The organism is Plantactinospora sp. CA-294935 (assembly GCF_050936445.1).
Classification (GTDB): domain Bacteria; phylum Actinomycetota; class Actinomycetes; order Mycobacteriales; family Micromonosporaceae; genus Plantactinospora.
The window spans coordinates 3,386,758-3,408,125 of the sequence record NZ_JBNJMU010000001.1; the positions used below are offsets into that span (position 1 = coordinate 3,386,758).

Sequence of the window (21,368 nt, forward strand, 5' to 3'; positions counted from 1 at the left end):
CGAGGTGGATGGGTGGGGCGGTCGGGGCAGCCTGACCTCGTTGATGACCGGACCGCCCGACGACTACACCGCGACCCTGCCTCGCAAGCGGATGGGCGCGGGGCTGCTCTTCACTGATCCGGCCGGTCGGGTGCTGCTGGTCGAGCCGACCTACAAGGAGCACTGGGAGATCCCGGGCGGCTGCGTCGAGGCGGACGAGTCGCCGTACGCCGCCGCTCGGCGGGAGGTGGCCGAGGAGTTGGGACTTGTCGTGTCGCCGGGGCGGCTGTTGGTGGTCGACTGGGTTCCGCCGGGCTCGGGGCGTACCGAAGGGGTCATGTTCGTCTTCGACGGCGGCCCGCTCGGGCCCGACCAGCAGGCCGGGATCCGGCTGCCGGCCGCCGAGTTGCGCGGCTGGGCCTGGTGCACACCGGCCGAGACGGATGCCCGGATGTCTCCACTGTTGGCCCGCCGGGTGCGCGCCGCCCAGCATGCGCTCTCGACCGGACGGACCGAATACCTGGAGGACGGCCGCCCGACCCCCTGACCCGACACCACCTGCCCGGCAGACTGTCGAGCTGCCCCGCTTGTGCACCCACTGGTTCTGCCCCACTGTTCCGGCTGCCCCGTCTGTGCGCCCAGCTCGACAGTCTCCGTGTGAGGTAGTGTCGCGTCCCCCGTCTGTGCACCCAGCGCTACGGCCTCCGCGCCAGGGAACTGTCACCAGTTCGTCCCCAACCAGGGCCGTATCCGGCCAACTCGTGTCGTCGGCGACCGGTCCTCCTCGGGTTAGCCCGACCATGAAATTTGTGCCCAGCCCTACCGGAGATCGGGCAGGTGCCCGGCGTGTCTGACGGCGCCGCCGGGCCGACGCTGATGGGCATGGAGAGCAGCCTCATCAAGCTGACCGGCGTCGCCGCGCTCACCGCACTGGCGGTGCTCGCCGTGTCGACCGCGAGCGCGGCCTCGACCGCGAGCGCGGCCTCGACCGCGAGCGCGGCCTCGACCGCGAGCGCGGCCTCGACCGCGAGCGCGGCCTCGACCACGACCGCCGCGTCGACCGGTTCCGCCGGCCACCGCGGCACGGTGGTGTCGGTGTCGGACACTCCGGTCCTGAGCCTGACGCCGGAGCAGGTCGAGGAGTTCCTCGAACCCCTCGGGGTGTATGTGCCGGAGGCGCGGCACGGCGTGGACGCGTACCAGGTGGTCTACCGCGCGGTCGACGTGCTGCTGGCCAGGGCGCTGCAACGGGGTGCTGACCGCAACTTCTCCCTCGGCGCGCTGGCGCCGATCAGCGGCGCGTACCACCTCTTCGACGTCGAGTGGCCGGCCGCGATCGGCGGGGACGTGGACCCGAAGGCGGCGACCTACTACCTGGCGTACCTGACGGTGGCGTGGAACCGGATCTACCACCTCTACTCCGAGGAGTCGGAGGTGTTCCAGGAGCCGTACGCGGGACACGTCGCGACCCTCTTCGACGGCGAGCACACCATCGAGGAGTCCATGGCAGGACTGCCGGCCAAGCCGCCGGAGCTGCTGCGACCCGAGTACGCGGAACTGCTGCTCCAACCGACCGGCCGGCTGGCCGCAGCGGCGCGGATCAACGACGACGCGTGCCTCGGCTGGCGTCCGGCGGTGCCGGTCCGGATGTACGCCGCGCACGGCGACCCGGAGGCCGTCTACGCCAACAGCGAGCGGTGCCAGCGGGAGCTGCGTGGTGCCGGTGCCGACGTGATGCTGACCGACGTCGGCGACGTCGACCACATCACCTCGCTGGTGCGCTCCGTCCCGCAGGTCGCCACCTGGTTCGCCACGCTGCGGTGACCACCGTCCCTCGTCCGGCAGCCCGCCCCGGTCAGCAGGTCGGGGAGGGCTGTCGGGACGTGGTTACTGGCGGGTATGGTTCGGATATCCGGGGCGCGGTGCCGCCGGGGGACGAGTGCCGGGGAGGGCCGCGGTGACCAGTGAGCCGTCGTTCGACGCATACCTGCTGCCGGAGGAGCACCAGGCGATCCGGGAGGCCGTCCGGGAGGTCTGCGACGCCAAGGTCGCGCCGAACGCCGCCGAGGCGGACGAGACCGGCGAGTTCCCCAAGGCGTCGTACGAGGCGCTGAGGGCCGCCGACTTCCACGCCCCGCACATCCCCGAGGAGTACGGCGGAGCCGGCGCCGACGCGCTCGCCACCGCGATCGTGATCGAGGAGGTGGCCCGGGCCTGTGCCTCCTCCTCGCTGATCCCGGCAGTGAACAAGCTCGGCACCATGCCGCTGCTGCTGGCCGCCTCCGATGAGCTGAAGCGGCGCTACCTGCCGCCGGTGGCCCGGGGCGAGGCGATGTTCTCGTACTGCCTCTCCGAGCCGGAGGCGGGCAGCGACGCCGCCTCGATGCTCACCCGGGCGGTCCGGGACGGCGACCACTACGTGCTCAACGGCGTCAAGCGGTGGATCACCAACGCCGGGGTCTCGGAGTACTACACCGTCTTCGCGGTGACCGACCCGGCGGCCCGCTCCCGCGGCATCTCCGCCTTCGTGGTGGAGAAGTCGGATCCGGGGATCAGCTTCGGGGCCCCGGAGAAGAAGCTCGGCATCAAGGGCTCGCCGACCCGCGAGGTCTACCTCGACAACGTGCGGATCCCGGCGGACCGCATGATCGGCGAACCGGGCACCGGCTTCGGCACCGCCATGCGGACCCTGGACCACACCCGGGTCACCATCGCCGCCCAGGCGCTCGGGATCGCCCAGGGCGCGCTGGACTACGCCAAGGCGTACGTGCTCCAGCGGCGGCAGTTCGGCAAGGCGGTCGCCGAGTTCCAGGGCATCCAGTTCATGCTCGCCGACATGGGGATGAAGCTGGAGGCGGCCCGGCAGTTGACGTACGCGGCGGCCGGGAAGTCGGAGCGCGGCGACGCCGACCTGACCTACTTCGGCGCCGCCGCGAAGTGCTTCGCCTCGGACGCCGCGATGGAGATCACCACCGACGCGGTGCAGCTCCTCGGCGGGTACGGCTACACCCGGGACTACCCGGTCGAGCGGATGATGCGGGATGCCAAGATCACTCAGATCTACGAGGGCACCAACCAGGTCCAGCGGATCGTGATGGCCCGGCAGCTCCTCAAGGACTGACCTCCCGGGTGCGGGCACTGTCACGCCACGGCAGCGCAACGCTGACCGGTGGGGATGGCCTGCGGATAGGATGGCCGCATGAGTGCGGAGGCGTTCGGCAGGGCCCTGCCCGCCGTCGTCACGCTCGACGACCTGGCGGCCATGATCGCTGCCGACCAGCACGGCCATCGGTATGAGCTGAGCCCTGAGGGAGCCCTGTCGATCATGCCGCCGCCCGATTCCGAGCATGCCGCGATCGCCAGCCGCCTCCTCGTCTGGCTCGCCATGGCGGGTTGGCCGGCCGAGCAGGTACTACAGGCCGCCGGCATCCGGATCCCGGGCCCCGACAGCGACGGCGGCCGGATTCCCGACCTCACGGTCTGGGCGCGTGCCCAGTCACGGAGTGTCTGGCTCCCGCTCGCCGACCTGGTTCTGGTGATCGAGATTGTGTCACCCGGCTCGGCGGCGATGGACGAGGTCGTCAAGCGCAGCGAGTACGCGCACGCCGGGATCCCGCGGTACTGGATGGTCGAGCGGGACGCGGCGCAGACGGTCACGCTGCACGTCCTCGGCCCGGACCGGACGTACGAGGTGGCGGCGAAGATGCCGCTGGCCTGGCTGTTGCAGACCAACCCGGCCGACCACCAGATTGGCGACTGATTCGTCGACCGGCCCGGTCAGCGGCTCCGTCGACTCTCAGCGGATCAACGGAGCCTCAGCGGTCGCCGAGGCGGCGGGTCACCCCGTCCATGCCGTCGTCGTCCGGGCCTCCGGTGAACTGGGTGGTCTCGTCCGAGCGCCCACCGAACTGGGTGGTCTCGTCGCCGCTCGGCTGACCGGACCGGGGTGCCGGGGCCGGCGGCGTGAGCGGGCTGAAGGTGGGCGGCTGCGGCGGCGCGCTCGGCACCGGCGGGCCGGAGATCGGTGACCCCGGCGCCTGCGGCCCGGGTGGCCGTCCCAGGTTGCCCGGCACGCTCGGCGGGCCGTAGTGCGGTGCACCGGTCGGGGCGTTGTACGGCGGCGCCGAGGGCGTCTGGTGCTGCGGCGCGCCGGGTCCGTAGTTCGGCGGGACGGCCGGGCCGAAGTTCGGCGGCGCGGACTGCGGGTAGCTCGGGGCGACCGAGGGGCCGTAGTTCGGCGGGTGCGGAGTGCCGGGGAGGCCGGGGATGCCCGGTCCACCGGGCGGCGGGAACTGACCCGCCGGAAGCGGTCCGCCGGGCGGCGTCTGGGTGCCGGGCGGGAACTGCCCGCCGGGCGGCACCTGCCCCGGGGGCGGGTAGGACGGAAAGCCGGGCTGGCCGGCGGCGCCGGGGAAGCCGGCTCCGGCCGGACGCGGCGAGCGCCAGCGCTGGGGTACGAGCACGGTGGCGAAGAGCAGCACGGCGAGCAGGGTGGCGAAGGCCCCGGACGGCGCGGTGAGCGCGAAGTCGACGCCGAGGAAGGAGCGCGGCAGCAGGTCGCCCATCGAGCCGAGATCGATCATGGACCACACCGCCATCACCAGGAAGAGCAGGCCGGCGACCGCAGTACCGACCGGGGACCACCGGGGCAGCAGCAGCGCGGCGAGCAGCCCGGCGACGACCGCGATCACGATGAACCCGACGAGCGCGTCCCCGGTCTCGTCCCGGGTGATCCCGCCGTTGAGCTTTATCAATCCGATCCCGGCCAACACCCAGATGATCGGCACACTGACCAGCCCGAATACCAGCGATCCAAGGTGTCGCACTGCAACCTCCCCAACCGGGTGTCTCAGGGCACCGTACCCGGATAGGGCAATGCCGGCCACGGCGTGTCGGTCCGGGGCGGGCCGACCGAACGACCCGCCCCGGCACAGTCAGCTTGTCGTACTGTCGGCCGCGTCGTCGCGCTTCGTCGCGGTCCGGGGCGGCGCCGACCACGGCGACCCGGCCTCGCGGCGCGGTAGCGGCGGCAGCGGTTCGGTGTCCGGCTCCGGGTAGCCCAGGGTCGGCGGCTTGATGTCGCTTTCCGGCGGGTTGTTCAGCAGGGACCAGTCGGTCGGGGTCGGCTCCTCCACATCGGACGACGTCGGCGCGGGGGCGGGGGCTACCGGGCCGGGCCAGCGACGCCAGCGCTGGATGCTGAAGGTGGCCATCAGCAGCAGCACGCCGAGCAGGAACGTCGTGCCGTTGTCCAGCACGTTCACCAACGGCAGCGGGTCACCGAACACCTTCCAGTTCGCCGGCACCGCGTCGCGCACGGTGAAGGGGTCGACGAACAGCCCGACGTACGGGGCGACCAGCAGCAGGCCGGCGGCGAGTGGACCGGCCGGGGAGAGCCGCAGCGTGCCGAGCAGGCCGAGCAGGATGCCCGCGACTCCGAGGTAGACGGCCCCCTGGATCAGGTTGGCCGTGTTGAAGGTACCGACTTCCACCCAGCGGGTGACGGTGCGGGCGGACCCGTCCTGCCCGAGCGCGATCAAGGCCCAGGTCAGTGGCGCCGCCACCACTCCGGCGAGGAAGCTCCAGAGATGTCGCATCCGCGCACCGTACCGTCTCGGACGCCGCCCGGCAGCCTGCACTGGCGCGTCCAGCATCGATCTTGCCGACTGTCACGGAGAGGTGACCGGGGTGACCCGGGTAACCAACGCCACCGGCGGGGGCGGCGGCGCGGCGGGTCGCCGTACCGTTGCCGGCATGACCGAGCAGCTCTCGCCACCGCCGGCCGGCAAGCCGACCTCGTATTCGCGGGTCACGCTGAGCCGGATCATGACGGCGGTCGACGTCAACCTCTACGGCACCGTGCACGGCGGCGTGCTGATGAAGTTCGTCGACGACGTGGCCGGGGCGTCGGCGGCAAGGCACTCCGGCGGTACGGCGGTGACCGCCGCGATCGACGAGATCGTCTTCGCCGAGCCGGTCCGGGTCGGTGACCTGGTGCACGCACACGCACAGGTCAACTGGACCGGGCAGACCTCGATGGAGGTCGGGGTCCGGGTGGTCGCCGAGCGCTGGGACAGCGCCGAGGACGCCCCGATCGTGGTGGCCACCGCGTATCTGGTCTTCGTCGGGGTGGACGTGGCCGGCAACCCCCGGCCGGTCCGTCCGGTGCTGCCGGAGACGCCGGAGGACGAGCGCCGGTTCCGCGAGGCGGAGATCCGCCGGGCGCACCGGCTGGCCAAGCGCAAGGCGATCCAGGCGCACCGGGGCGCCGCCGACTCCTCCGTCGCCGGCTGAGCCACCCGGCACCGACCTCCGGACCACACGACCGGGGGCCGGCGGGCGTCGGCCGGCGGTGCCGGTGCGGCCGGGGCCGGCCCACATGATCCGGGGCCGGTCAGTGTGGGCCGGGCACGCGTACCGGCACGGCTTCCGGGCGGAGAATTGCGGGCCGGGGTACGGCAGTATGGCGACCGGGCCCGGCACAGCGGCGTGCGGGCCGTAGGGAGGAGCAGGACCATGGTGGGCGAGGTGCTCTGGACGCCGCCACCGGCCGGTGACGACCGGTCCCGGATCGGCGACTACCTGCGCTGGCTGAGCCGGCACCGGAGCCTCGACTTCGACGACTACGCCGCGCTGTGGCGCTGGTCGGTCACCGACCTCGACGGCTTCTGGCGTTCGATCTGGGACTACTTCGAGGTCCAGGCCCACACCGAGCCGACCGCGACCCTGGTCGACACCGCCATGCCCGGCACCCGCTGGTTCCCCGGCGCCACCCTCAACTACGCCGAGCACGTACTCCGGATGCCCGGGATGGCCGACGACGAGCCGGTGGTGATCGCGCACAGTCAGACCCGCGCCCCGGTCACCCTGACCGCCGCCGAGCTGCGCGAGCAGGTACGCCGGGTCCGGGCCGGACTGGTCCGGCTGGGCGTCGGCCCCGGTGACCGGGTGGCGGCGTACGTCCCGAACATCCCCGAGACCTTCGTGCTGATGCTCGCCACCGCCAGCCTCGGCGCGGTCTTCTCCTCCTGCGCCCCCGAGTTCGGCACCCGCAGCGTGCTCGACCGCTGGCGGCAGATCGCCCCGACCGTGCTGGTGGCCGTCGACGGCTATCGGTACGGCGACAGGCCGGTCGACCGCCGGGCCGAGCTGGCGACGATCCGGGCCGAGCTGACGTCGGTCGTACACACGGTGGTGCTGCCCTATCTGGAGCCGGACGCCGCGCCGCCGGACGGCGCCCTGGGCTGGGCGGAGCTGGCGGCCGGGACCGACGAGCCGCTGGACTTCACGGCGGTGCCCTTCGACCACCCGCTCTACGTGCTCTATTCGTCGGGCACCACCGGGCTGCCCAAGCCGATCGTGCACGGGCACGGCGGCATCCTGCTCGAACACCTGAAGATGCTGGCGCTGCACCACGACCTCGGCCCGGGGGACCGGTTCTTCTGGTTCACCACCACCGGCTGGATGATGTGGAACTTCCTCGTCTCCGGCCCGGCGGTGGGCGCCGCGATCGTGCTCTTCGACGGCAACCCGGCGGTCCGGGCCGAGTCGGGCCGCCCGGCCGAGCCGGACCTGGGCACGCTGTGGCGGCTGGCCGCCGCCACCGGCACCACCTACTTCGGCACCTCGGCGCCGTTCCTGCTGGCCTGCCGCAAGGCCGGGCTGCACCCGGCCGAGCTGGTCGACCTCTCCGCCGTGCGCGGGGTCGGTTCGACCGGTGCGCCGCTGCCGGCCGAGGGCTTCCGCTGGGTGTACGACTCCGTCGGCGCCGACCTGCGGCTCGACTCGATCTCCGGCGGCACCGACGTCTGTACCGGTTTCGTCGGTGGCGTGCCGTTGCTGCCGGTCGTCGCCGGTGAGATCACCTGCCGCTGCCTGGGTGCCCGGGTGGAGGCGCGCTCGGCCGACGGCGACCCGGTGATCGACCAGCTCGGCGAGTTGGTGATCACGGCGCCGATGCCGAGCATGCCGGTCGGGTTCTGGAACGACCCGGACGGCCGCCGCTACCGGGAGGCGTACTTCGACGTCTATCCGGGGGTGTGGCGGCACGGGGACTGGATCACCGTCTCCGAGCGGGGAAGTTGTGTGATCACCGGCCGCTCCGACGCCACCCTCAACCGGGGCGGGGTACGCCTCGGTACCGCCGAGTTCTACTCGGTGGTGGAGGGGCTGCCGGAGGTGACCGACTCGCTGGTGGTGCACCTGGAGGACGACGAGGGCGGCGCGGGCGAACTGCTGCTCTTCGTCGTACTCGCGCCGGGGCTGGAGCTGGGGCCGGAGCTGACCGCGCGGATCAACCGGGAACTGCGTACCGGGCTGTCGCCCCGGCACGTGCCGGACGAGATCCACCAGGTGGGGGCGGTGCCGAGGACGCTGTCGGCGAAGAAGCTGGAGGTGCCGGTGAAGAAGATCCTCACCGGCGCGCCGGTGGACTCGGCCGCCGCCACCGGCGCGCTGGCCAACCCGGAGTCGCTGCTCGCCTTCGAGCGTTTCGCCCAGCAGCGGACCGCCGAGCAGCGGACCGCCGAGCGGCGGAGCGTCGCTGAGCGGTAGTGGACCGCCGAGCGGCGGAGCGTTGCCGAACGGTAGCGGATCGTCGACCGGCGGAGCGTCGCCCGAGCCGCAGGCGGGGACGGCGCCGAGCGGCGCGGTGTGACGTCGGTTACGTCAGCCGAACCGTTACCTTCTCTGCCGCCGCCCGGTCGGCCAACCGGGCCGGGTCGAGGTTGCCGCAGAGCACCGTGCTGGCCCCGGCGGCCAGCGGGGCGAGCAGCCAGTCCACCGGGTCCGGGTGGCGGGCCGCGTCGACCAGCACCCGGTCGCCGGCCCCGATGCCCAGCTCCGCGCCGCGCTGGGCGGCCAGGTCGGCCAGTACCGGGTCCTGCGGGCCGGCGGCCGGATACGGCGTGAAGTGGTCGCCGTGCCCGCGTACCTCGATCACGTAGTCGGCCCAGCCGGGCGGCAGCTCCCGTACCGGGGCGGCGAGCGGGGCGAGCGCGAGGGCGTACCGGTCACCGGCCGACCAGGCCGTCGCCTCGCCGACCCGGTCGACCGAGGCGAAGAGCACCTCGACCGGCTGCGGGGCCGACTCGTCGGGCCGGGCACCGGAGACGGCCGACCCGGTCGACCAGCAGCCGAGCAGCACGGCGGCGGTCTGCCAGTGCGGCGGCAGCAGCACCCCGACGGGATCGCCCGGGGCCAGCCCGACCGAGTCGACCAGCAGGTTCGCGGTCTTGGCCACCCAGTTGGCCAGGGTCGCCCCGGAGAGTTCGGTGCGGTCTCCGGTCGCGTCGTCGTACCAGGTCAGCAGCGGTCGGGTCGGGTCGGCAGCGATCGCGGCGGCGAACAGCCCGGAGATGTTCTCGGTCATCGCCCGTGACGATACCGACCCGGCCGGCCGGCGATGGTGATCTCCGCCCCGCGTCGGTGATGATCTCCGAGCCGGCGGTCGCGGCGACGTCGGCACCCATCGTGACGCCTTCGTCGCGTACCTGTCTGAGTCACCGGAAAGACAGTTGCCCGACGGGTCGCAGTCGACGCGTCCGGGTCGGCGCGGCGTAGGCTTGGAGTCAGTGTTGTTCCCTACATCACACTCAGCCGAGGAGTTGCCCAGTGACCGCCGGTCGCCCGCCCCGCGTGCTCATTGACGCCACCAGCGTCCCCGCCGACCGGGGCGGCGTTGGCAGATACGTCGACGGCCTGCTCGGCGCCCTGGGCAAGGTGATCGGGCCGGGTCTGGAGCTGGCCGTGGTCGGGCTGCGCACCGACGCCGAGCGATACTCGCGGATGCTGCCGGCGGCCGAGGTTATCCCGGCACCGGCGGCGGTGGCGCACCGGCCGGCGCGGCTGGCCTGGGAGCAGACCGGGCTTCCGATGCTGGCCCAGCAGGTCGGCGCGCAGGTGCTGCACTCGCCGTTCTACACCTGTCCGCTCCGGGCCGGCTGTCCGGTGACGGTCACCGTGCACGACGCGACCTTCTTCACCGAGCCGGAGCACTACGACAAGTCGCGCCGGACCTTCTTCCGCAGCGCGATCAAGACCTCGCTGCGCCGGGCCGACCGGGTGATCGTGCCGAGCAAGGCGACCCGGGACGAGCTGATCCGGCTGCTGGACGCTGACCCGACCCGGATCGACGTGGCCTACCACGGGGTGGACCAGGCGGCGTTCCACGCGCCGAGCGACGAGGAGAAGGCCCGGGTACGCGCCCGGCTCGGCCTGGGCGGGCACAGTTACGTGGCGTTCCTCGGCTCCAAGGAGCCGCGCAAGAACGTGCCGAACCTGATCCGGGGCTGGGTGCTGGCGGTCAAGGACCGTCCGGAGCCGCCGGCCCTGGTGATCGCCGGTGGTCAGGGACACGACGACGACATCGACCAGGCCGTGGCCGACGTACCGGCGCACCTGCGGCTGCTCCGCCCCGGCTACCTGCGCTACGCCGACCTGCCGGGCTTCCTCGGCGGTGCGCTGGTCGCCGCCTACCCGTCGTACGGCGAGGGTTTCGGGCTGCCGATCCTGGAGGCGATGGCCTGCGCCGCTCCGGTGCTCACCACACCGCGGCTGTCGCTGCCGGAGGTCGGCGGCGACGCGGTGGCGTACACCAGCGAGGATCCGCAGCAGATCGCGACCGATCTCGGTGCGCTGCTGGACGACGAGGCGCGGCGGCTCTCGCTGGCCAAGGCGGGCTTCGACCGGGCCAAGGAGTTCACCTGGGAGTCCAGCGCCGAGGTGCACCTCGCGGCCTGGGGCCGGGCCCGGGCGTGAGGGTCCCGGGCGGAATTCGGGTGTTATCAGACGGTGTGTGCGTGCCGCCCCTGACGTCTCGGGCATGATGTGGCGATGTTCTACGCCGTGATTCCGGCCGGCGGCAGTGGCACCCGTCTGTGGCCACTCTCGCGCGCCGGCCGCCCCAAATTCCTCCTCCCGCTGACCGGCTCCGACGAGTCGCTGCTCCAGGCGACCGTACGCCGGGTCCGCCCACTGTCCGCCCCGGAGAGCACGTACGTGGTCACCGGCGCCGCCCACGCGGTCGCGGTGGCCCGGCAACTGCCCGACGTACCGGAGGAGAACGTCCTGGTCGAACCCTCCCGCCGGGACTCCTGCGCGGCGATCGGGCTGGCGGCGGCGATCATCGCCCGGCGGGATCCGGACGCGGTGATGGGCGCCTTCTCCGCCGACCACGTGGTCGGCGACCAGACCCGCTTCCTGGAGGTGCTCGGCGCGGCGATCTCGACCGCGCGGGACGGGCTGATGGTCGCCGTCGGCATCACCCCGACCCACCCGGAGACCGGCTACGGCTATCTGGAGTCGGGCGAGCCGATCGGTGACGGCCCGGCCCGGCAGGTGGTCCGGTTCAAGGAGAAGCCGGAGTACGACCTCGCGGTCAAGTACGTCGAGTCCGGCCGCTTCTACTGGAACGCCTCGATGTTCGTCTGGCGGGTCGACGTCTTCCTCGGCGAGCTGGCCCGGCAGCAGCCGGAGCTGTACGCCGGGCTGACCGAGATCGCCGCGGCCTGGGGCAGCCCGGACCAGGCGGCCGTGCTGGACCGGGTCTGGCCGGAACTGACCAAGATCTCGGTGGACTTCGCCGTGATGGAGGGGGCGGCCGAGCGCGGCCTGGTCGCCACCGTACCGGCCGACTTCCGCTGGAACGACGTCGGCGACTTCCACACCCTGGGCGAGGCGCTGACCGGCGACGACGCGAGCAACGTGGTGCTCCGGGAGGGACCCGACGGCACGCCCCCGGCCGGCCGGGTCGTGCTGCGGGACACCGAACGGACGGTCGTGGTGACCCAGTCCGACCGGCTGGTGGTGACCCTCGGGATCCAGGACACCGTGGTGGTCGACATGCCGGACGCGCTCTTCGTCTGTGACCGGTCCCGGGCCCAGGAGGTCAAGGAGATCGTCGCCGCGTTGGAGGCGGAGGAGGCGCACCCCTACCTCTAGCGCGCACCCCTACCGCTGGCGTTCACCGCCACCTCTGGCGCTCACCGGGTCCCGGTGACCTCGGAGACGTCGAGTGCGGGGCGCGGGCGGTTCCGCGCGTAGACCGCGAGCGCCGGTGCCACCAGTTGGGCGGTGGCGCCGGCCAGCGGCTCGGGGAGGGTGTCCGGCGGAAACCAGCCGAGCTCCACCGACTCGGCGCTGACCCGCTCCACCGCGCCGGCCGGGGCGACCGCGGCGAAGCGTACGTCGTAGTGCAGCGAGCCGCCCTGGCAGGAAACCTGGTGGATGTCCAAATCGATCGGGGTGGGGTCGAGCCACAGCCCGGCGATCCCGGACTCCTCGGTCGCCTCCCGCAGCGCCGCCCCGGCCAGGGTACGGTCGCCGGGCTCGCAGTGCCCGCCGAGCTGCACCCAGCGGCGGAACCGGCCGTGCAGGCAGAGCAGCACCCGGCTGCCGGTGGCGTCCAGCACCAGGGCGCTGGCGGTGACGTGGCCGGCCCGGTGTGCCCGGGTCAGCGCCGCCGGACCGGCCTCGTCGAGCAGTCGCAGCGTCCGGTCCAGTGCGTCCGCCGCCTCGGCGGTGGGCGGCTGCCAGGCGGTGAGCAGGGCCGACGTGTCGGCGTACAGGGCATCGGGCACAGCGCCACCCTAGTGCGGGGCTCGTAGCATCATCGGTATGACCTGCCTTTCGCACACCGTCGAACTGGCGGTCGCCGGCAACGAGGCGAGCGACCTGCTGCCGGTACGCGCACCCGAGGTGCTCGCCGCGTACGGCGCCCGGCGGGCGTTCTGGACCGTACTCGACGAGGGGCCGGTCGAGGGATGCCTGGCCCTGCTGGTCGAGCGGTACGACGGTAGCTGGTTGACCGTGCACGTGCCGATGGACGCCGGTGCCGAGAACGGCCGGACCGAGGACGGCGAGGCGCTGGCCCGGCACGACGGCTGGATCTACGTCTTCGGCTCGCACTTCGGCTCCAAGCGTGGGCCGTTGCGCCCCCGCCGTGCCTTCGTGGCCCGGTTCCGGGAGGCCGAGGCCGTCGCCCCGCTGCCCCGGCTGCACGTGGTACGCAACCAGTTCCGGCTGCACCGGGCGGTGAACGACGCCCTGCTGGCCGCCGGGATCGGGGTACTGCCGGCGGGGGAGCAGGTGCGGCACCTGTTCATCGCGGCGACCCGGGCCCGGGGCACCGCCCGGGCGAAGAGCTGGGTCGACCGGCTCACCGACGACGACCTGCCGGTCAACGTGGAGGCGGCGGCTTTCACCCCGACCGGCACGCTGCTGCTCGGGCTGAGGTTTCCGGTGACCGGGCGGGGCGAGCCGATCCTGGTGGAGCTGGCGGACGTGGCCGGGATGTTCGACCGGCGGAGCTGGCCCCGGGCCGTCGGGGCGTACGCGTTGACCGGGGTGACCCGGCCCGGCGAGCTGACCGGCTTCCGGGCGCTGTCGGCCCGGGACGACGGCGGGTACGACGCGGTGGTCGGCTCGATCGACGCCCTGGGCAAGCGGTCGGTGCTGCTCGACGACCACCCGACCGGCGGTGACGTGACCAGCCGGCACGTGCGGTTCCGCTGGCCGGCCGATCCGCCCGGGTCCACTGTCGCCGGTGAGCTGGTGGCGGACCTCGCCCCGCTGCACAACGTGGAGGGGCTGACCGAACTGGACGGTGCCCGCTACTACGTGACCGACGAGGACCACCGGGTCGCGTTGCTGATCGCGCCGGACCGGGAGAGCTGAACCGGCGGTACGCGCGCGTGGCAGCGGGGCGCCTCGTTGCGGAGCCGGCCGGCTGGTCGAGGAGCGGGACGGCCCGCCGCCAAGGAGCCGGGCGGCCGGTCGAGCAGCGGAACGGCCAGCCGCCAAGGAGCGGGACGGCCGGTCGAGGAGTCGGGTGGCGTGGCGGCGGAGCGGGGCGGCATGGAAGCGACAACCCGGACAGCACCCTCCGCGGACAACCGTCCGCGAACCCTCGTGGCGACCGTCCGGGTGTCGCGTTCCTCCCCTGCCCCCCGGCATGCCGCAGGGCCACCCGGCGTCCAGGACGCCGGTGACCCCGATATCGGCCTAGTGAGCATGCCCGCTGGCTCCGCCGGCCGTCGAGGTCTTTCAGTCCACGCTGAAAGACGCTGATAGATGGCACCCGGTAGAGTGCGACTGGTTGCCGGGCAAACCCCATCCGGCGATTCGGGGAGTGCGTGCCATGCTGCGGATCTTCTTCTCCAGCGAGGACATCGCCCGGACCCGGGTCGCCCCCGCCGCGGACCAGGTCTGGGAACTGGTCCTCAGCCTGCACCTGTTGCAGGGGCGCAGCCGGGACCCGATGATGGCGGGCTGGCGCCGGGGCGTCTTCGGCGGGCTTCGCCGGGACACCGCGCCGGGGCAGTTGCGGCTGCTGCTCGCCCTCAATCCGCCCCGCGGCTACTTCCCCGACTTCCTGACCCCCTACCACAGCATGTACGGCCTGGCGGCGGGGCTGGACGCCGTACGCTCCACTCCGGTCAACGCGCTGGAGCGCGACCTGAACGTACTGGCCGGGGAGAGCCCGCTGCCGCTGCCCAGTACCGCCAGCGCGTTGGCCCGGGGCGACGTCGAGGTGCTGGAGCACCTCACCGACTCGATGCGGATCTACCAGGCGACCGCGATCGAGCCGTACTGGGACCGGATCCAGGCGGCGGTGGAGGCGGACCGGGCACGGAGGGCCCGGGCCCTGCTCGACGGTGGGACGGAGGGGCTGCTCGCCAGTCTCCGTCCGGCGATGCGCTGGGATTCCGGGGTGCTGGAGGTGCCGGACTATCCGGCCGACCGGGAACTGCACCTCGACGGACGCGGGCTGCTGCTGGTGCCGTCGTTCTTCTGCGCCCGCATGCCGGTGACCCTGCTCGACCCCGAGCTGCCCCCGGTCCTGGTCTATCCGGTCGACCGGCTGGGCGGGCTGACGCCGGCTCCGGGTGAGGGCGCCGGTCCGACACCGTCCGCCGGTGGGGAGGAGAGCCGGGCGGCGCTGGCCGCGCTGATCGGAAAGACCCGGGCCCGGGTGCTGGAGGTGGTCGGTGACGGCTGCTCGACCGGCGAGGTGGCCCGCCGGCTGAACATCTCGGCGGCGGCCGCGAGCCAGCACACCACCGTGCTGCGCAACGCCGGACTGCTGGTCAGCCACCGCGACCGCAACACCGTGCTGCACAGCCTGACCCCGCTGGGCCGGGCGATGCTGACCGGCTGAGCGGCGGCCGGGGCGGGGCCGCCCGCCCGGGTGCCGCCGCCCAGGGGACGCTGCCGGACGACGTGGTGAGAGACCGCGCCTGCCGGCAGCCGCGGGGGCGGGTCAGAGCCCGGTGGTGGGCTCCGGCGGGATGCTGACCAGCAGGGTCGACCCGGCCGCACCGGAGGACGCCGGCAGTACGGCGGAGCCGAGGCCCTCGGCGGCCAGCGCGGCCCGCAGCCGGTGCAGGTCGGCGCCGAACCGGATCAGCACACCGGGGTCGGTGCCGGGCGGTCCGGGGGGCGCGCAGTCGAGCAGGACGCTGCTCCGGTACGCCCGGGGCGGTACCGACCCGCCGAGCCGGTCGCGTACCCGTCGCTCGTCGGTGACCAGCGTCCAGACCGTGCCGGGCGCGACGACCCCGGCGACGGTGCGCAGGGCCCGGTCCACCGCCGCCCGGGCCGGTCCGGTGTCGGTGCCGTCCAGCACCGCCGGCACCACGGACGGGACCGGCCCGTCGGCTGTCGACTCGGCCAGGGTGGCGGCGGCGCGCAGCCCGTCGGCGCGTGCCTCGGCGGTGCCGAGGGCGAACAGGTCGTGCTCGGCGTCCCGGACCAGCGCCGCCGCGCCGCGACCGTCGTCCGGATCGGCGGCACCGAGATAGCCCCGGACCACCGCGACCGGTACCTGGTCGCACTTGCCCTTGACCAGCTCGCCCGCGCCGGCCAGCTCGTCGACCACGGCCATCTGGGTGATGTTGAGCTTGTTGCCGTACGGGTCGACCTCGCCCCGGTGGTCGCGGACCGCCGGCATCCCGGCGACCCCCAGCGCCACGTCGGTGAGGCCGTTGCGCCACGGCCGGCCCATGGTGTCCGAGATGATCACCGCCACGTCGGCGCCGTGCCGCTCCCGGATCGCGGCCCGCAGCGCCCGCGCGGAGGCGTCCGGATCCTTCGGCAGCAGCACCAGCCGGGAGCGGTCCACGTTGGAGGCGTCGATCCCGGCGGAGGCCATCACGAAGCCGTGGTGGGTCTGGACGATCCGGGTCGAGCCGCGCTGGGCCACCGGGCGGGCGGTCTCGCCGGCCAGCACCTCGGCCCGGGCCGCCTCCCGCTCCGGCCCGTCGACCGGTACGTCGACCAGCCGGCCCTCCGCCTTGGAGACGATCTTGCTGGTCACCACCAGCACGTCGCCGTCCCGCAGCCAGGGCGCGGCGGTCGCGATCAGCGCCGACAGGTCGTCGCCCTCGGTGACGTCGCCGATGCCGAGCACCGGCAGCACCTCAAGTCTCATCCCAGCTCCACGACTCCCGCTGCCCCCACACCGTTCACACCAGCTCCACGCCGCTCACACCAGCTCCACGCCGCTCACACCAGCTCCACGGCGGTCCGGACCATGGTCGCGGTCGCCGCCTCGTCGGTCATCCACAGCGGGGCCGCCCGCACGGTCACCCCCTCGACCTCGGTCCCGGCGTCGGTGCTGTCCACCAGCCAGGCGTCCAGGATGCCACCGGCCGACCGGGCGCCGTAGAGCCCACCCACCCCGGCCGCGGTGCAGGGCACCCCGAGCACCGCCAGGCAGCGGTCGGCCATCCCGCGTACCGGGGCGCCGCCGATGATCGGCGACACTCCGACCACCGGCGCGGAGCCGGCGACCAGCGCGTCCCGCAGTTCCGGCACGGCGAGCACCGGCGCGATGCTCACCACGGGGTTGCTCGGGGCGAGCAGCACCAGGTCCGCGCCGGCCAGCGCGTCGAGTACCCCGGCCGCCGGCTTGGCCGCCTCCGCGCCCACGAAGACGAAGCGGGAGGTGGGCAGCTCGCCCCGGTGGCGTACCCACCACTCCTGGAAGTGGATCGCCCGCTGGGCGTCCGGGGTGTCCCCGTCCGGGTCGCGCACCACGACGTGGGTCTCCAGGCGGTCGTCGGTGGCGGGCAGCAGGCGTACCCCGGGCTGCCAGCGGGCGCAGAGCGCCTCGGTGACCGCCGAGAGGGGGTAGCCGGCGTTCAGCATGGTGGTCCGGACCAGGTGGGTCGCCACGTCCCGGTCGCCGAGCCCGAACCAGGTCGGCTCCGCGCCGTACGCGGCGAGTTCCTCCTTGACGGTCCAGGTCTCGCCGGCCCGGCCCCAGCCCCGTTCCCGGTCCGCCCCGCCGCCGAGGGTGTACATGACGCTGTCCAGATCAGGGCAGATCTTCAGGCCGTGCAGGACGACGTCGTCGCCGACGTTGACCACCGCGGTCACCTCGGCGCCGACCTGACGGGCGTACGCGCGGACGCCGGTCAGGAAGCGGGCACCGCCGATGCCCCCGGTCAATACCACGATGCGCATGGCTTCCATCCTCGCCCATCCGCTCCGGACAGGCGGCGGGCGGGCCGGCCGACTAGGCTCAGGCGACGCAGGAGTCCCGCCACCGTCTGAGGGGGAGAGTTGACCAGCCAGCCCGGGCCCGCGCCGAGCGACGCGCCGCAGGCCAGTTCGATAACCAAGCCGCTGCGCGAGCTGATCGCGCTGGTGCTCCTCGGGGCGAATGCCCTCTTCCTGTTCAGCGGTCTGATCGAGCTGTTCTTCGGCGGCTGGGAGGGCTCCGATTTCGGCGACCGCTCGCTGAGTTCCTTCTACGCGTTCGTCGGCCTGGAGCAGGTGGCGCTGCCGGTGCTCGCGGTGCTGCTCGCCACGCACGTCCAACCGGTGGTCGGGCTGGCCCGGGTGATCACCCTGGCGGCGCTCGTCGAGTACGCCGTCTCGGTGCTGTTCGGCGGGATCACCCTGCTCGCCGGGATCTTCGGGCTGCTGGCCGAGACACAGTTCCGGCAGGCCTTCACCCGGACACTGGTCTTCGTCGGGGCGTACGTGATCCTGCTGGCGGTGGCCTTCCTGGTCTTCCGGGTGTGGCGGGCGCTCTTCCACGTGTCGAAGCCGAAGCCGCAGCCCGGCGTCTACGGCCAGCCCCAGCCGTACGGCCAGCCCGGCGCCTATGGCCAGCCGGGCGCGTACGGCCAGCCCGGCGGGTACGGCCAGCCGACCATGTACGGCCAGCCGGGTGCGCCGTACCAGGGCCACCCGCCCGCCGGTCAGGCCGAGCCGCACGTCTACGGCCAGCCCGTGGTCTACGGCCAGCCGACCGACTACGCCCCGCCCGCCGGTTACGGCCAGCCCGGATACGCCCCGCCGGTGCCGTCGTCGGCCCCGCCCGCGCCGTCGTCCGCCCCGCCGGCACCCGCCTCCGCGCCCCCGTCGTCGGCCCCGCCGGCACCGCGCGCCGAGTCGTCGTCCGCCCCGTCGGTCGGTGCGGTCCCGTCGGTCGGGCCGGCGCCGTCGGTCGGCGCCACCCCGTCGGGTACGGCATCGCCGGAGCCGGACGAGGAGGAGACCGGGCGGACCCAGGTGATCCCGCAGCGGCCGCCGGTCGCCGACCTAACCCAGCGGATCAACCCGGCCAGCCAGCAGCCCTCAGCCGGCGCCCAGCCACCGCCGCCGGACCGGGACGACGACCCGACCCAGCCGCGCTGAGGCCCACCGCGACGGCGCCCCGGTGCCTGGCGGCGCCGGGGCGACCGGGGCTGTTCGGTCCGGCTTGACCGGGGCTGTTCGGTCCGGCTTGATCGGGGCTGTGACAGGTGCCACGCGGGTTCCGCGTCGGCGGTGGGTCCGGCGGGCGCGGTCCTGCCGGCGTTGCGCCTAGGCTGCACGAGTGGCTGATGGGACTGACCAACCGACTGTCGCGAGTCTGCGCCGGGCGCTGCGCCGGGCGGCCGACGGCCGGCCCCTCGACCCGGACGAGGCGGCCGCGCTGCTCGCCGCGCGCGGCGAGTTCCTCGACGAACTGCTGGCGGTCGCCGGCCGGATCCGGGATGCCGGGCTGGCCGACGCCGGCCGGCCGGGTGTGGTCACCTTCTCCAAGAAGGTCTTCGTCCCGCTGACCCGGCTCTGCCGGGACCGCTGCCACTACTGCACCTTCGCCACCGTGCCGCACCGGCTGCCCGCCGCCTACCTGGAGCGGGACGAGGTACTCGCGATCGCGGCGGCCGGTGCCGCGCAGGGCTGCAAGGAGGCCCTGTTCACCCTCGGGGACCGGCCGGAGGAGCGCTGGCCGCAGGCCCGGCAGTGGCTGACCGAGCGGGGCTTCGACTCGACACTGGACTACGTCCGGGCATGCGCGATCGCGGTGCTGGAGGAGACCGGCCTGCTGCCGCACCTCAACCCCGGTGTGCTCTCCTGGGCCGAGCTGCAACGGCTCAAGCCGGTGGCGCCGAGCATGGGGATGATGCTGGAGACCACCGCCACCCGGCTCTGGTCCGAGCCGGGCGGGCCGCACTACGGCTCGCCGGACAAGGAGCCGGCGGTCCGGCTGCGGGTGCTGGCCGACGCCGGTCGGGTCGGCGTGCCGTTCACCACCGGCATCCTGATCGGGATCGGTGAGACGCCCGCCGAACGGGTCGACTCGATCTTCGCCATCCGGCGCAGCGCCCGGGAGTACGGCCACATCCAGGAAGTCATCGTGCAGAACTTCCGGGCCAAGCCGGACACCGCGATGCGCGGCATGCCCGACGCCGAGCTGCACGAGTTGGCCGCCACCGTGGCGGTGGCCCGGATCCTGCTCGGGCCGGGCGCCCGCATCCAGGCACCGCCGAACCTGATCGAGGGGGAGTACGACCTGCTGCTGCGGGCCGGCATCGACGACTGGGGCGGCGTGTCGCCGGTGACCCCGGACCACGTCAACCCGGAGCGCCCCTGGCCGCACCTGGACGAGCTGGCCGCGCGTACCGCCGCCGCCGGGTTCACCCTGCGGGAGCGGTTGACCGTCTATCCCGAGTACGTCCGGCGGGCCGACCCGTGGCTGGATCCCCGGCTCGCCGCGCACGTCGCCGTGCTCGCCGACCCGGCGACCGGGCTGGCGGTCGAGTCGGCCCGGCCGGTCGGCCGCCCGTGGCAGGAGCCGGACGACGCTTTCGTGCCGGGTGGCCGTACCGACCTGCACGCCACGATCGACACCACCGGCCGGAACGCCGACCGGCGCGGCGACTTCGACTCCGTCTACGGCGACTGGGCGGAGGTCGGCGCGCAGGTCCCGACCGCCGCCCCGGCCTCGGCCACCGAGTTGCGGGCCGGGCTGCGGCTGGCCGCCGACGATCCGGCCGCGCTGCTGGAGCCCCGGCACGAGGCGGCGGCGCTGGCCCTCTTCGCCGCCGACGGGGCGGCCCTGGACGAGCTGTGCCGGATCGCCGACGACGTACGCCGGGACGCCGTCGGCGACGACGTGACGTACGTGGTCAACCGCAACATCAACTTCTCCAACGTCTGCTACGTGGGCTGCCGGTTCTGCGCGTTCGCCCAGCGGGAGCGGGACGCCGACGCGTACCGGCTCTCGGTGGAGCAGGTCGCCGACCGGGCCGAGCAGGCGTGGGTGGCCGGCGCCACCGAGGTCTGCATGCAGGGCGGCATCGACCCCAAGCTGCCGGTCACCGCGTACGCCGAACTGGTGCGGGCGATCAAGGCCCGGGTGCCGGGCATGCACGTGCACGCGTACTCGCCGATGGAGATCGTCACCGGGGCCGCCAAGGCCGGCGTGTCGGTCCGGGACTGGCTGACCGAGTTGCGCGACGCGGGGCTGGACACCATTCCGGGTACCGCCGCCGAGATCCTCGACGACGAGGTGCGCTGGGTGCTCACCAAGGGCAAACTGCCGGCCGCCACCTGGGTCGAGGTGGTCGGCACCGCGCACGAGCTGGGCATCCGGTCCAGCTCCACGATGATGTACGGCCACGTCGACCACCCCCGGCAGTGGCTCGGCCACTTCCGGGTACTGGCCGGGTTGCAGGACCGGACCGGTGGCTTCACCGAGTTCGTCGCGCTGCCGTTCGTGCACACCAACGCGCCGATCTATCTCGCCGGCATCGCCCGCCCCGGTCCCACCTGGCGGGAAAATCGCGTGGTGCACGCCATGGCCCGGCTGCTGCTGCACGGCCGGATCGACAACATCCAGTGCTCCTGGGTCAAGCTCGGCGACTCCGGCACCGCTGAGCTGCTCCGGAGTGGCTGCAACGACCTCGGCGGCACGCTGATGGAGGAGACGATCTCCCGGATGGCCGGTTCCGACCACGGCTCGGCGCGTACGGTGGCCCAGCTCGAACGGATCGCGACCGCCGCCGGCCGGCGGGCCCGGCCCCGGACGACCGTCTACGGGTACGCCGGCTGACCCTTCCGCCCGTCCGGTCGCACGCTTGCCAGGACGGTTCGTCATGGGCGCGCCG

The 21,368-nt window shown here is 73.5% G+C and carries 18 protein-coding genes; 12 read left to right on the forward strand and 6 right to left on the reverse strand.

Features of this window, described 5'->3' with window-relative positions; genetic code table 11:
* Positions 1-43 precede the first annotated feature (43 nt).
* The 4 genes from ACQEVC_RS15155 to ACQEVC_RS15170 all read left to right on the forward strand — a co-directional run bounded on the left by ACQEVC_RS15155 (position 44) and on the right by ACQEVC_RS15170 (position 3,739).
* The gene (locus ACQEVC_RS15155; RefSeq protein ID WP_432877520.1) at positions 44-526 is read left to right on the forward strand and encodes an NUDIX domain-containing protein; all 483 of its coding nucleotides are present in this window, start codon (positions 44-46) and stop codon (positions 524-526) included.
* Positions 527-825: 299 nt separating this feature from the next.
* Positions 826-1,803 carry a hypothetical protein gene (locus ACQEVC_RS15160; RefSeq protein WP_432877522.1) on the forward strand — a complete coding sequence of 326 codons (978 nt, stop codon included), beginning with the start codon at positions 826-828 and terminating at the stop codon, positions 1,801-1,803.
* Positions 1,804-1,936: 133 nt separating this feature from the next.
* The gene (locus ACQEVC_RS15165) at positions 1,937-3,100 is read left to right on the forward strand and encodes an acyl-CoA dehydrogenase family protein (protein WP_432877524.1); all 1,164 of its coding nucleotides are present in this window, start codon (positions 1,937-1,939) and stop codon (positions 3,098-3,100) included.
* 78 nt (positions 3,101-3,178) lie between these two features.
* Positions 3,179-3,739, forward strand: coding sequence for a Uma2 family endonuclease (locus tag ACQEVC_RS15170; RefSeq protein ID WP_432877526.1), 561 nt, complete (start codon positions 3,179-3,181; stop codon positions 3,737-3,739).
* A gap of 55 nt (positions 3,740-3,794) precedes the next feature.
* On the opposite strand, the gene ACQEVC_RS15175 is transcribed toward ACQEVC_RS15170, so the two are convergent.
* Both ACQEVC_RS15175 and ACQEVC_RS15180 read right to left on the reverse strand, forming a co-directional pair.
* Entirely contained in the window at positions 3,795-4,805 is a 1,011-nt protein-coding gene (locus ACQEVC_RS15175; RefSeq protein ID WP_432877529.1) for a hypothetical protein, read from the reverse strand.
* A 108-nt stretch (positions 4,806-4,913) separates the two neighbouring features.
* Entirely contained in the window at positions 4,914-5,576 is a 663-nt protein-coding gene (locus ACQEVC_RS15180) for a hypothetical protein (protein WP_432877531.1), read from the reverse strand.
* A gap of 157 nt (positions 5,577-5,733) precedes the next feature.
* On the opposite strand from ACQEVC_RS15180, the gene ACQEVC_RS15185 reads away from it, so the two are divergent.
* Both ACQEVC_RS15185 and ACQEVC_RS15190 read left to right on the forward strand, forming a co-directional pair.
* Positions 5,734-6,273: an acyl-CoA thioesterase gene (locus ACQEVC_RS15185; RefSeq protein ID WP_432877534.1), complete on the forward strand. Its 540-nt coding sequence runs from the start codon at positions 5,734-5,736 to the stop codon at positions 6,271-6,273.
* A 225-nt stretch (positions 6,274-6,498) separates the two neighbouring features.
* Positions 6,499-8,532 (forward strand): acetoacetate--CoA ligase, encoded by a 2,034-nt coding sequence (locus ACQEVC_RS15190; RefSeq protein ID WP_432891413.1) that lies wholly within the window; start codon positions 6,499-6,501, stop codon positions 8,530-8,532.
* Positions 8,533-8,641: 109 nt separating this feature from the next.
* Here ACQEVC_RS15190 and ACQEVC_RS15195 read toward each other — a convergent pair whose 3' ends face one another.
* Positions 8,642-9,349, reverse strand: a complete 708-nt coding sequence (locus ACQEVC_RS15195; protein ID WP_432877537.1) for a TIGR03089 family protein — start codon at positions 9,347-9,349, stop codon at positions 8,642-8,644.
* 242 nt (positions 9,350-9,591) lie between these two features.
* On the opposite strand from ACQEVC_RS15195, the gene ACQEVC_RS15200 reads away from it, so the two are divergent.
* Positions 9,592-10,737 (forward strand): glycosyltransferase family 4 protein, encoded by a 1,146-nt coding sequence (locus ACQEVC_RS15200; RefSeq protein ID WP_432877539.1) that lies wholly within the window; start codon positions 9,592-9,594, stop codon positions 10,735-10,737.
* Positions 10,738-10,812: 75 nt separating this feature from the next.
* A complete protein-coding gene (locus ACQEVC_RS15205; RefSeq protein ID WP_432877542.1) occupies positions 10,813-11,919 on the forward strand; it encodes a mannose-1-phosphate guanylyltransferase in 1,107 nt (368 codons plus the stop codon).
* A 41-nt stretch (positions 11,920-11,960) separates the two neighbouring features.
* Here ACQEVC_RS15205 and ACQEVC_RS15210 read toward each other — a convergent pair whose 3' ends face one another.
* Entirely contained in the window at positions 11,961-12,557 is a 597-nt protein-coding gene (locus tag ACQEVC_RS15210; protein ID WP_432877544.1) for an NUDIX hydrolase, read from the reverse strand.
* A 37-nt stretch (positions 12,558-12,594) separates the two neighbouring features.
* Between ACQEVC_RS15210 and ACQEVC_RS15215 the strand changes: the two genes are divergently transcribed.
* Positions 12,595-13,653, forward strand: coding sequence for a hypothetical protein (locus ACQEVC_RS15215; protein ID WP_432877547.1), 1,059 nt, complete (start codon positions 12,595-12,597; stop codon positions 13,651-13,653).
* A gap of 463 nt (positions 13,654-14,116) precedes the next feature.
* A complete protein-coding gene (locus ACQEVC_RS15220; protein ID WP_432877549.1) occupies positions 14,117-15,136 on the forward strand; it encodes an ArsR/SmtB family transcription factor in 1,020 nt (339 codons plus the stop codon).
* A gap of 102 nt (positions 15,137-15,238) precedes the next feature.
* Here the strand turns inward: ACQEVC_RS15220 and ACQEVC_RS15225 are convergent, their stop codons facing one another.
* Positions 15,239-16,408 carry a coenzyme F420-0:L-glutamate ligase gene (locus ACQEVC_RS15225; RefSeq protein WP_432877552.1) on the reverse strand — a complete coding sequence of 390 codons (1,170 nt, stop codon included), beginning with the start codon at positions 16,406-16,408 and terminating at the stop codon, positions 15,239-15,241.
* A gap of 74 nt (positions 16,409-16,482) precedes the next feature.
* Positions 16,483-17,445, reverse strand: a complete 963-nt coding sequence (gene cofD, locus ACQEVC_RS15230; protein WP_432877554.1) for a 2-phospho-L-lactate transferase — start codon at positions 17,443-17,445, stop codon at positions 16,483-16,485.
* Between the two features lie 99 nt (positions 17,446-17,544).
* Between cofD and ACQEVC_RS15235 the strand changes: the two genes are divergently transcribed.
* Positions 17,545-18,627, forward strand: a complete 1,083-nt coding sequence (locus tag ACQEVC_RS15235; protein ID WP_432877557.1) for a hypothetical protein — start codon at positions 17,545-17,547, stop codon at positions 18,625-18,627.
* A 181-nt stretch (positions 18,628-18,808) separates the two neighbouring features.
* Positions 18,809-21,313: a bifunctional FO biosynthesis protein CofGH gene (locus ACQEVC_RS15240; RefSeq protein WP_432877560.1), complete on the forward strand. Its 2,505-nt coding sequence runs from the start codon at positions 18,809-18,811 to the stop codon at positions 21,311-21,313.
* Positions 21,314-21,368: the final 55 nt, after the last annotated feature.

Excerpts from the sequence above, each read along its gene's own strand:
- ACQEVC_RS15170 (WP_432877526.1), top strand. The coding sequence starts at position 3,179 with ATGAGTGCGGAGGCGTTCGGCAGGGCCCTGCCCGCCGTCGTCACGCTC.
- ACQEVC_RS15215 (WP_432877547.1), top strand. The coding sequence starts at position 12,595 with ATGACCTGCCTTTCGCACACCGTCGAACTGGCGGTCGCCGGCAACGAG.
- ACQEVC_RS15180 (WP_432877531.1), bottom strand. The coding sequence starts at position 5,576 with ATGCGACATCTCTGGAGCTTCCTCGCCGGAGTGGTGGCGGCGCCACTG.
- ACQEVC_RS15155 (WP_432877520.1), top strand. The coding sequence starts at position 44 with ATGACCGGACCGCCCGACGACTACACCGCGACCCTGCCTCGCAAGCGG.
- ACQEVC_RS15225 (WP_432877552.1), bottom strand. The coding sequence starts at position 16,408 with ATGAGACTTGAGGTGCTGCCGGTGCTCGGCATCGGCGACGTCACCGAG.
- ACQEVC_RS15205 (WP_432877542.1), top strand. The coding sequence starts at position 10,813 with ATGTTCTACGCCGTGATTCCGGCCGGCGGCAGTGGCACCCGTCTGTGG.
- cofD (WP_432877554.1), bottom strand. The coding sequence starts at position 17,445 with ATGCGCATCGTGGTATTGACCGGGGGCATCGGCGGTGCCCGCTTCCTG.
- ACQEVC_RS15220 (WP_432877549.1), top strand. The coding sequence starts at position 14,117 with ATGCTGCGGATCTTCTTCTCCAGCGAGGACATCGCCCGGACCCGGGTC.
- ACQEVC_RS15185 (WP_432877534.1), top strand. The coding sequence starts at position 5,734 with ATGACCGAGCAGCTCTCGCCACCGCCGGCCGGCAAGCCGACCTCGTAT.
- ACQEVC_RS15195 (WP_432877537.1), bottom strand. The coding sequence starts at position 9,349 with ATGACCGAGAACATCTCCGGGCTGTTCGCCGCCGCGATCGCTGCCGAC.